Source organism: Poseidonocella pacifica, from assembly GCF_900111875.1.
Classification (GTDB): Bacteria; Pseudomonadota; Alphaproteobacteria; order Rhodobacterales; family Rhodobacteraceae; genus Poseidonocella; species Poseidonocella pacifica.
Window position 1 is genome coordinate 674,461 of sequence record NZ_FOJU01000003.1, and the last position, 8,866, is coordinate 683,326.

The window sequence follows — 8,866 nt, forward strand, 5'->3', positions numbered from 1 at the left end:
GACGCATGAATGTAGCCGACGAGCGTATTCAATCCCTGAGCGATATCGTCGGCGCCATTCGGCAGGCCTCCTGTGACAAAGCCGTATCCGTCCGTGACGTGATGGAGGAAATCGGCACTCGGTCCTTCGGGCCGGCAATCCTTGTCCCGTCGCTGCTTCTCGTATCACCGATCTCGGGCATTCCGGGCTTTCCGACCATCGGTGCGATCTTTGTTGTCATAATCGTGGCGCAGGCCCTCTTGGGGCGGGATCATCTGTGGCTGCCGGATTTTCTGTTGCGCCGGTGCCTGCCATCAGACCGCATGCACCAAGCGCTCGACTGGCTTGAGAAACCTGCAGCTTTCGTCGACGCGCGGTCTCAAAGCCGCCTCAAGTTCCTGACGGACGGACCGGCACGCACGCTTTGTCTGATCGTGATCCTGCTGATCGCTCTGGCGTGGCCTCCGCTAGAGCTTCTTCCGATGGTCACGTCCGTGGGGGCGCTGGCTGTGGCGCTCTTTGCACTTGGGTTGCTGGCACGGGATGGCGCGTTTGTGCTGGCCGGGTACTGCGTCGTCGCCCTCGCGGTATTCGGTGTACTGCAACTTACGTCCTAGGCCCGCTTCTCTCCAAGCTTCGCGACGCCAAGCACCTCCAGCACCTTTGTCTCGATGTCCGAAGCGTTCAGACCCGCCACCGCATACATGTCCGCCGGGCTGGCCTGATCGATGAAGATGTCGGGCAGAACCATCGAACGGAACTTGAGGCCATGGTCAAATACGCCCTCATCCGAGAGTAGCTGCGCGACGTGGCTCCCGAAGCCGCCCACAGCACCCTCTTCGATGGTGATGAGCGCTTCGTGCTCTTCAGCAAGGCGCAGGATCATCTCGCGATCAAGGGGCTTGGCAAAGCGGGCATCGGCAATGGTTGGGGTAATTCCGCGCGGGGCAAGCGCCTCGCACGCGTCTTGTACTTCCTTGAGCCGCGCGCCGAAGTTGAGCAGCGCAACACGCGCGCCCTCGCGGATCATACGGCCCTTGCCGATCACGAGCGGGACTCCCCGTTCGGGCATTTCCACGCCCACCCCTTCCCCCCGGGGAAAACGGAAAGCGATAGGGCCTTCGTCATGCGCAGCGGCGGTCGCGACCATATGGGTCAACTCCGCCTCATCCGAAGCGGCCATGACCACCATGCCCGGAAGGTTCGCGAGAAACGCGGTGTCGAAGCTTCCTGCATGGGTCGCGCCATCTGCACCCACCAGCCCTGCCCGATCGATCGCGAACCGCACTGGAAGCCTCTGGATCGCGACATCATGCACGACTTGATCATAGCCGCGCTGCAAGAAGGTCGAGTAGAGCGCGCAAAAGGGCTTGAGCCCCCCAGCGGCCAAACCAGCGGCGAAGGTCACGGCATGCTGCTCGGCAATGCCGACATCAAAGACCCGGCCCGGAAACCGATCACCAAACTTATCAAGCCCGGTCCCGCCGGGCATTGCCGCCGTTACCGCGCAAATACGGCTGTCCTCTTCGGCCTCGCGGATCAGCCCCTTGGCAAAAACGGCCGTGTAGGCGGGCGCGTTGGACGGTGCCTTCTTCTGCTTGCCGGTGACGACATCGAACTTGGCGGTGGCGTGGCCCCCGTCGTGGGCTTCTTCGGCGGGGGCATATCCCTTGCCCTTCTTGGTCAGCACATGGATGAGCGTCGGCCCGGTAGCATGGGCTTTGACCGCGCGAAGCATCGGCAAAAGCTGATCAAGGTCATGCCCGTCGATGGGCCCGATATAGGAAAAACCGAGTTCCTCGAAAAGCGTGCCCCCCATGGCCATGCCTTTGAGAATTTCCTTGGCCCGCTTCGCCCCCTCGCGAAATGGCGGCGGCAGAAAACTCACGGCGCCCTTGGCGACCGCTTTGAGATCGTGAAACGGCTCTCCCGCATAAATCCGCGACAGATAGGAAGAGAGCGCCCCGACCGGCGGGGCAATGCTCATCTCATTGTCATTGAGGATCACGATCATCCGGGTGCCAAGATGGCCCGCGTTGTTCATTGCCTCGAACGCCATGCCGGCGCTCATGGCGCCGTCGCCGATCACCGCGATGGCATCGCCAAGCCCCGCCTCGCAGGTACCACCCAAATCACGGGCCACAGCAAACCCGAGCGCGGCAGAGATCGAAGTGGACGAATGCGCAGCGCCGAAAGGGTCATAGGGAGATTCCGAGCGCTTGGTGAACCCCGAAAGCCCGTCTTTTTGCCGCAACGTGCGAATGCGATCCCGGCGACCGGTCAGGATCTTGTGCGGATAGCATTGATGCGACACGTCCCAGATCAGCTTGTCGCGCGGTGTGTCAAAGACCGCATGCAGCGCGACGGTAAGCTCCACCACCCCGAGCCCGGCCCCGAGATGCCCCCCGGTTTCCGACACGGCGGAGATCGTTTCGCTGCGCAACTCCTTGGCCACTTGCCCAAGCTGGCTGTCGCTCAACCGTTTCAGGTCTGCCGGGCTGTGTACCGTGTCGAGCAGCGGTGTGCTGGGTCTGTCGCTCATCAACCCCTCCGAAGGGTGCCGTTCAGGTTTGTCGGGAGATAACGAACCGTGCCGCCTGCCGCAAGCTTTCCGCCTCCCCACCATAGGGAGATAGGGCGGCACAGGCTTTGTCGACCAACTCTTGCGCGCGGCGGCGTGCCCCCTCCACGCCGAGCAGGGAAACGAATGTTGCCTTGCCGCGTTCCGCGTCCTTGCCCACCGCCTTGCCTACGGTCTCGGCATCGCCCTCTACATCCAGGAGGTCGTCAGCGATCTGGAAGGCGAGGCCAAGAGCGTCCGCATAGGTATCCAGGATGTCCGCATCCGCATCCGCCATGATCGGCCCCGCTTGCGCGGACCAGCGGATAAGCGCGCCCGTCTTGCCAGCCTGCAGGTCCGTCACCTCCGTAAGCGAAAGCGCCCTGCCCTCGGCGAGCATATCAAGCGCCTGTCCGCGCACCATGCCCCGATCTCCCGACGCGAGGGCCAGCGAGTGGACCAGAGCCACTTGGCGCGCAGGCGATAGGTCTGAGGACGTCAGCATTTCAAAAGCCAGCGTCTGAAGCGCATCACCCGCCAGAATCGCCGTCGCCTCGTCCCACTTGCGATGTACCGTCGGAAGGCCGCGTCGCAGGTCGTCGTCATCCATCGCGGGCAAATCATCATGCACCAGTGAATATGCGTGCACCGCCTCAATGGCCGAGGCGGCCCAGAGCGCGTCAGCCACCGCTACCCCATGCAGGCGCGCGCCTTCGAGAACGAGAAAGGCCCGGAGACGCTTGCCGCCCGAAACCGCGTAGCGCATCGCCTCCACCACGGGCAAATCTCCGCGCGGGGCCAGAACCTGCATCAGATGCGCCTCGACAACCTCTTGAGTTGCCGCGAGCCGTTCGTGGAACATCAAAGACCGTCGACCGGCGTTGTCCCCTTCGGCTCACCATCGGCATCCAGCGTGATGGCGGCGACCTTCTCTTCGGCTTCTTTCAGCTTTACTTCGCAACGTTTCTTGAGTTCCGCACCGCGCTCATAGAGGCGAATGGAATCGTCGAGCGGCACGTCGCCCCGTTCCAGCTGTCCCACCACGTGTTCCAGTTCGCGCATCGCCTGTTCGAAGGTCATCTCGGTCACCGGGGTCTCGGTCATCGTGGGCTCCTGTGAGGTTGGTCGGGCGCACCATATCTTCGGTGCAAACCGGGTGCAATTGCGGTTGACCGGGCGGACCTGCGGCGCGACGCTCCGGCAGATGTTCGATCCTGAAGAAATCCTCTCGGCCGCGGCAAGGATCGAGGCGGCGCTGCCCGGCGCTCAGGCAAAGGCGTGCCTGCGGGCAGTTCCCAATGATCGCGCGGTTTTCAGCGGCCATCTCAACGATGTGCCCGCCGTTTTCCGCCTGCGCCTTCCCGAAGCGCTTGCCCGAGAGGAAATAGCCGAGTTGCGGCGGATGCAGCCGCACATGGACGGCCCGGATCAAATCCCCCTGATCCTTGCCGAATCCGGGCCGGTCTTCGCCTTGAGCATGGCCGCTGGCACCTCCGTGATCCAGCAGATGGAAAGCCCGGATCACCGTACCGTACTTGTCGCGCGTGCGGCGCAATGGCTGCGCCGCTATACCGCACCAACGGAGCAAACCTCCCAAGGGCAGGCCAAACGTTTCGATCTCTGGCTCCGCAAAGCCGCAGAGCAATCGCGCCGCCAACCGCATCCGGCGCTCGCCGCACTGGAGGCGCAGGTGCTGGACAAGATGCGCACCCTCGCCGCGCCCGCCGTCTGGCGCACCGCTATCTGCCACGGTGATTTTCATCCCGGCAATCTGATCTATGACGGCGAGGTCATGACCGGTATCGACACGGGCGGTTCAGCGCGGCTTCCGCTTTATAAGGATATCGCCCGCTTCGCCGCACACGCCGCGCGGCGTAATCTCATGATCGGCACGTCGCGGCGCTTTGGGGTGGACGCGGCAACGCTCGATCACTTTTCCAAGGCCTTCACCCTGAATGACGAAGAACGGACCGTCTTGCTTCCGTTCTTCGTCGGATTCGAACTGCTCGTGCGAGTCGAAAGCGCAAAGACGCCTGCATGGCGTCTGGAAATCGCCGAGGAGATGCTGAGAAACTACCTCTGCTGACCGCGATGGAGCAGGACATCCACATGGGCGCGGGCCGAACGCCCAAGCGCGTCGAGGTCATATCCCCCTTCGAGTGCGGAAACGATCCGCCCCTCGCAGAGTTCATCCGCCAAATCGCAGATCCGTTCGGTAACCCAAGCGAAGTCATCTTCATGCAGTTGCAGACTGGCCAGCGGATCAGCCGCGTGGGCATCGAACCCGGCTGAGACGAGGATCAGCTGCGGTCTGAACCGGCGTGCCGCAGGGAAGATCTCTTCTTCCCACCCCTTCCGAAAAGCCGCATCGCCTGTACGGCTGGGTAGGGGCACGTTGACCACATTGTTGTGACCGCCCGTCTCATGCGCGTGACCTGTGCCCGGAAAGAGGGGCATTTCGTGCGAGGAGGCGAAGAAACATCTCGAGTCACCCTCCAGCAGGTCTTGTGTACCATTCCCATGATGAACGTCGAAATCGAGCACCGCCACACGATCCAGTCCATGATGCTCCAGCGCATATTTAGCGGCGATGGCAACGCTGCCGAAGATGCAGAACCCCATCGGGGTTGCCCGTTCCGCGTGGTGACCGGGCGGGCGCGTTGCTACGAAGACGTTCGCGACCTCGCCGCCCATCACCATATCTACCCCACGTGTACAGCCCCCAACGCAGCGCAGTGCCGCGTGGAGCGAGCCTTCGACCATATGGGTATCCCCGTCGAGCGACACCCGCCCAGAGGTCGGCGCCACGTCGCGTATCGCGTCGATATATTCCTGCGGGTGCGCAAGCAGCAGATCATCGTCCGCCGCGAGCGGTGCGATCACGCGCTGCAAGTTCAGTTCTTCGAGCGCCCGGAGAACGTGGTGCAGGCGTGCCACCTGTTCCGGATGGCCCGTCGGTGTAACGTGGCCGTCGCAATCTTCGTGGGTAATCAACGCCGTCGCCATGGTCCCTCCCCATATCTTCTGACTGCGCCACCCTCGCCGCCGAAGACATTGCCGTCAATGGGACCTCAGTCGGGGGCGAGCATGTATCCCGCGCCGCGAACCGTCTGAAGGAACCGCGGCTGTCGCGGATCTTCCTCCATCTTGCGGCGAAGACGGGTAATCTGCACATCGACGGCGCGTTCCTGCGCCTGCCCTCGGTCCCGCCCAAGCTCTTCGACGAGCCGTGCCCGACTTACGGCTTCGCCCGGACAGGTCGAGAATATCCGCATGAGTTGGCTCTCGGTTGAGGTTAGCCGGACCAGATCTTCGCCGTGCCACATCTCTCCGCGCTCGATGTCGTAGCGCAGCGCTCCGAGGTGAAGCACCTTTGCAGCAGGCTCCGCCACTTCCGGCATACGGCGAAGAATCGCGTTGATCCGCAGCAACAGTTCCTTCGGCTCGAAGGGCTTGGCCAGATAGTCATCCGCCCCCGCTTCAAGCCCGGTGATCCGATCCTCCGTCTCCCCCTTGGCAGTCAGAAGCAGGATGGGTGTTTGCCGATCCTCCCGGAGCGCACGGGTAAAGGTGATCCCGTCCTCCCCCGGCATCATCACATCCAGAACGATGAGATCGAAATCGAGCCCAGCCAGAACCCTGCGAGCGTGCGCGGCATCGCGGGCAGCGGTCACAAGGAACCCATTGCGCATCAGGAAACGCTTCAGGAGGTCACGAATGCGCTCATCATCGTCGACGACCAAAAGATGCGGTTGAGACTCCATCAGTCACCCCGCTCCTTTATCTTGAGATATTGCCGGCGCATTTCCGGATCCATCATCGCTTCGAGGACCCGTCGAAATCCTGCTACAGCATCGGGTCCGGCCTCCCGGTAGGCGCTGCGCATACGGCCCCTTTGGGCATCGGAAAGCTCGCGTTCCAATGTACGCCCTTCCTCAGTCAAAAAGAGATGGCGTTCCCGCTTGTCACGTTTGCCGACCCGACTTTCCACCAATCCATCAGCGATCAGGGTGCGCAGAACCCGGTTCAGGGATTGTTTGGTGACGCCCAGCACCGTGAGCAGGTTATTGACCGTCGTGCCGGGACTGCGGTTGATGAAATGCATGGCCCTGTGATGCGCACGGCCATAGGCCATCTCGCCGAGGATCCGGTCGGGATCAGCCGTGAATCCACGGTAGGCGAAGAACATCGCCTCGATTCCTTTTCGAAGCTGTTCATCCGTCAGAAAGAGCAGGTTTTCTCCGCCATGCGCCCCTGGGCCACCGTCGGTCATGGAACTCCGTCATTCAACTGAGACATTTCCGGGCAGTTTAAGTCAGTGTTGTTGACATTCCAAGTTGCAACTGCTAGCGAATCCCAGATTTTGAGCAACATTGTGACCGTTTCGGCCATTTATTGCGCAATAAACGAAAAGACGGAGTTTCCGATGGCTGGATCTTACGACGACCGCGACGGCAAGATATGGATGGATGGACAGTTGATCGACTGGCGCAATGCCAATGTTCACATCCTCACCCACGCGCTGCACTATGCCTCTTCGGTGTTTGAGGGAGAGCGTGCCTACAACGGCAACATCTTTCTTGGCCGCAAGCATTCCGAACGGCTTCATACCTCTGCGGACCTGATCGACTTCGAGATTCCGTGGAGCGTCGATGAGATCGAAACCGCCAAGAAAGCCGTGCTCGAAGCCAACGGGCTAACCGACGCCTATGTTCGCGCGGTCGCTTGGCGCGGCGTCGGAGAAGACATGGGTGTCGCGTCAGCGCGAAATCCCGTCAGGTTGGCAATCGCCGCATGGGAATGGGGCGCATATTACGGGGACGCCAAGATGCGCGGCGCCAAGCTCGATATCTCGAAGTGGAAACGCCCCTCCCCCGAGACCGCGCCGAGCCAGGCGAAGGCTGCGGGTCTCTATATGATCTGCACCATGTCCAAGCATGCCGCCGAGGCGAAGGGATGCTCAGACGCGCTGATGTTCGATTATCGCGGCTACGTGGCAGAGGCGACCGGCGCCAACATGTTCTTCGTCAAGGATGGCGAAGTTCATACGCCGACGCCGGATTGCTTCCTCAATGGGCTCACGCGCCAGACGGTGATCGGAATGCTCAAAGAACGTCAGGTCAAGGTCCATGAGCGCCATATCATGCCCGAAGAGTTGGAAGGCTTCGAGCAATGCTGGCTGACCGGAACAGCCGCCGAAGTTACCCCAGTTGGGCAAATCGGCGACTACAATTTCGAGGTTGGCGCGCTGACCCGCGAAATCGCCGAAGGGTATGAGAAACTCGTCAGGCGCTGACCCCCAATGCATAAGAGACCGCCCGTGCAGCCAACTCCAAAAGCTGCCGGGCGGTGTCGAACATTGTCGCCATCTGGAAGCTCAGCAAAAACATCAGCGGATAGAGGATCGGCTCCCGTCGCTCCAGAAATTCAAGCGCGCCAGAGCGCTCTAGCAATCGCGCGATCGGTAGCAGCAGCAAAGCCGCGGCACCCATTCCAAACAGAATTCCCGCGAGGATATCCGATGGCCAGTGCAGCCCGTAGACGATCCGCGGCATCAGAACGACCAGAAAACAGTAGATACCTATCACGATCCCCACACCGCGATGCATCATGAAGATGCACAGACAAAGCGCCGCGAACATGACGGCGTGGTCGCTTGGCAGTGAACTCCATCCGTCGAGGGACCCGCGCGGAACAGGCCCTTCCAACAGTGAACTCACTTCGGGATCGTGAATTGGACGCAGCCGGAACGGAAGCGTCACAGCCAACACGCGCCCCAATGCGATCGCGATGATCCCCACAAGCCCGCTCGCCAAAACACGAGCGCGGTAAGGATATCCCTGTTCCCGCCCGAGAAACCAGAAAAGCCAGAATAGCGCGATAAGCGGTAGGCTCTTCGTCAGCGTATTCCGCGATATCAGGAAATAGGCATAGTCGAATTTATCGGAGGCCCCGAGGATTGAATTGAGCCAAAAAAGGAGTTCTTGATCCACAACAAACCGCGCTGGCTATGTCTGAAAATCGTGTTGGTGTTGCTTCGTTTTTGCCGTAATCGGCCAAGATTGTCTCTCCGCGCACAGACGGATATCCCACAGCATGCACTACACCCCTCGGTTCGTCATCGACGCCCTCTTGTCGGCGATTGCCACCTTGCCTCCCCGGAAGATCGCTGAGGCCGAAGCCGCGTAGGCGACGGCATGAAGGCGCGCGGAAACGGTGGGGGAGATCGACACAGCCGCGGCGGAGCGCGCCTGCCCGCGCTGCGCCAGCTCCGAGCGGTCATCGTGGGGGACGACACGCACCAGGGCGCGCCGCTGGCGCTGCCGG

General features: G+C 61.6%; 11 protein-coding genes. 3 read left to right on the forward strand and 8 right to left on the reverse strand.

Annotation, left to right across the window (positions count from 1 at the left end; all coding sequences use genetic code 11):
- Positions 1-5: 5 nt before the first annotated feature.
- Complete coding sequence (locus tag BM234_RS11895; RefSeq protein WP_092065072.1) at positions 6-596, forward strand: exopolysaccharide biosynthesis protein; 591 nt, start codon at positions 6-8, stop codon at positions 594-596.
- Here the strand turns inward: BM234_RS11895 and dxs are convergent.
- Genes dxs through BM234_RS11910 form a run of 3 tightly spaced genes read right to left on the reverse strand, consistent with a single transcriptional unit; the run spans position 593 to position 3,643 of the window.
- Complete coding sequence (gene dxs, locus BM234_RS11900) at positions 593-2,521, reverse strand: 1-deoxy-D-xylulose-5-phosphate synthase (protein WP_092065075.1); 1,929 nt, start codon at positions 2,519-2,521, stop codon at positions 593-595. The two genes, BM234_RS11895 and dxs, sit on opposite strands and share 4 nt — an antisense overlap.
- Before the next feature lie 22 nt (positions 2,522-2,543).
- Positions 2,544-3,401, reverse strand: a complete 858-nt coding sequence (locus BM234_RS11905; RefSeq protein WP_092065078.1) for a polyprenyl synthetase family protein — start codon at positions 3,399-3,401, stop codon at positions 2,544-2,546.
- On the reverse strand, positions 3,401-3,643 hold the full coding sequence (locus BM234_RS11910; RefSeq protein ID WP_092065275.1) for an exodeoxyribonuclease VII small subunit: 243 nt from the start codon (positions 3,641-3,643) through the stop codon (positions 3,401-3,403). Before BM234_RS11910 ends, BM234_RS11905 begins: the two co-directional genes overlap by 1 nt.
- A gap of 52 nt (positions 3,644-3,695) precedes the next feature.
- On the opposite strand from BM234_RS11910, the gene BM234_RS11915 reads away from it, so the two are divergent.
- Positions 3,696-4,625, forward strand: a complete 930-nt coding sequence (locus BM234_RS11915) for a phosphotransferase family protein (protein ID WP_175501259.1) — start codon at positions 3,696-3,698, stop codon at positions 4,623-4,625.
- Here the strand turns inward: BM234_RS11915 and BM234_RS11920 are convergent.
- The 3 genes from BM234_RS11920 to BM234_RS11930 form a co-directional block, all read right to left on the reverse strand.
- Entirely contained in the window at positions 4,613-5,545 is a 933-nt protein-coding gene (locus BM234_RS11920) for a histone deacetylase family protein (RefSeq protein ID WP_092065084.1), read from the reverse strand. The two genes, BM234_RS11915 and BM234_RS11920, sit on opposite strands and share 13 nt — an antisense overlap.
- Before the next feature lie 65 nt (positions 5,546-5,610).
- Positions 5,611-6,303: a response regulator gene (locus BM234_RS11925; protein WP_092065087.1), complete on the reverse strand. Its 693-nt coding sequence runs from the start codon at positions 6,301-6,303 to the stop codon at positions 5,611-5,613.
- Positions 6,303-6,812 carry a MarR family winged helix-turn-helix transcriptional regulator gene (locus BM234_RS11930; RefSeq protein ID WP_092065090.1) on the reverse strand — a complete coding sequence of 170 codons (510 nt, stop codon included), beginning with the start codon at positions 6,810-6,812 and terminating at the stop codon, positions 6,303-6,305. The genes BM234_RS11925 and BM234_RS11930 overlap by 1 nt, the downstream gene beginning before the upstream one ends.
- A gap of 153 nt (positions 6,813-6,965) precedes the next feature.
- Here BM234_RS11930 and BM234_RS11935 point away from each other — a divergent pair, with 153 nt between their 5' ends.
- A complete protein-coding gene (locus tag BM234_RS11935) occupies positions 6,966-7,835 on the forward strand; it encodes a branched-chain amino acid aminotransferase (protein ID WP_092065092.1) in 870 nt (289 codons plus the stop codon).
- On the opposite strand, the gene BM234_RS11940 is transcribed toward BM234_RS11935, so the two are convergent.
- Positions 7,825-8,532 carry a phosphatase PAP2 family protein gene (locus tag BM234_RS11940; RefSeq protein WP_092065095.1) on the reverse strand — a complete coding sequence of 236 codons (708 nt, stop codon included), beginning with the start codon at positions 8,530-8,532 and terminating at the stop codon, positions 7,825-7,827. The two genes, BM234_RS11935 and BM234_RS11940, sit on opposite strands and share 11 nt — an antisense overlap.
- A 108-nt stretch (positions 8,533-8,640) precedes the next feature.
- Positions 8,641-8,866: hypothetical protein (locus BM234_RS17560; RefSeq protein ID WP_217645971.1), on the reverse strand; the 226-nt coding region annotated here is incomplete at its 5' end.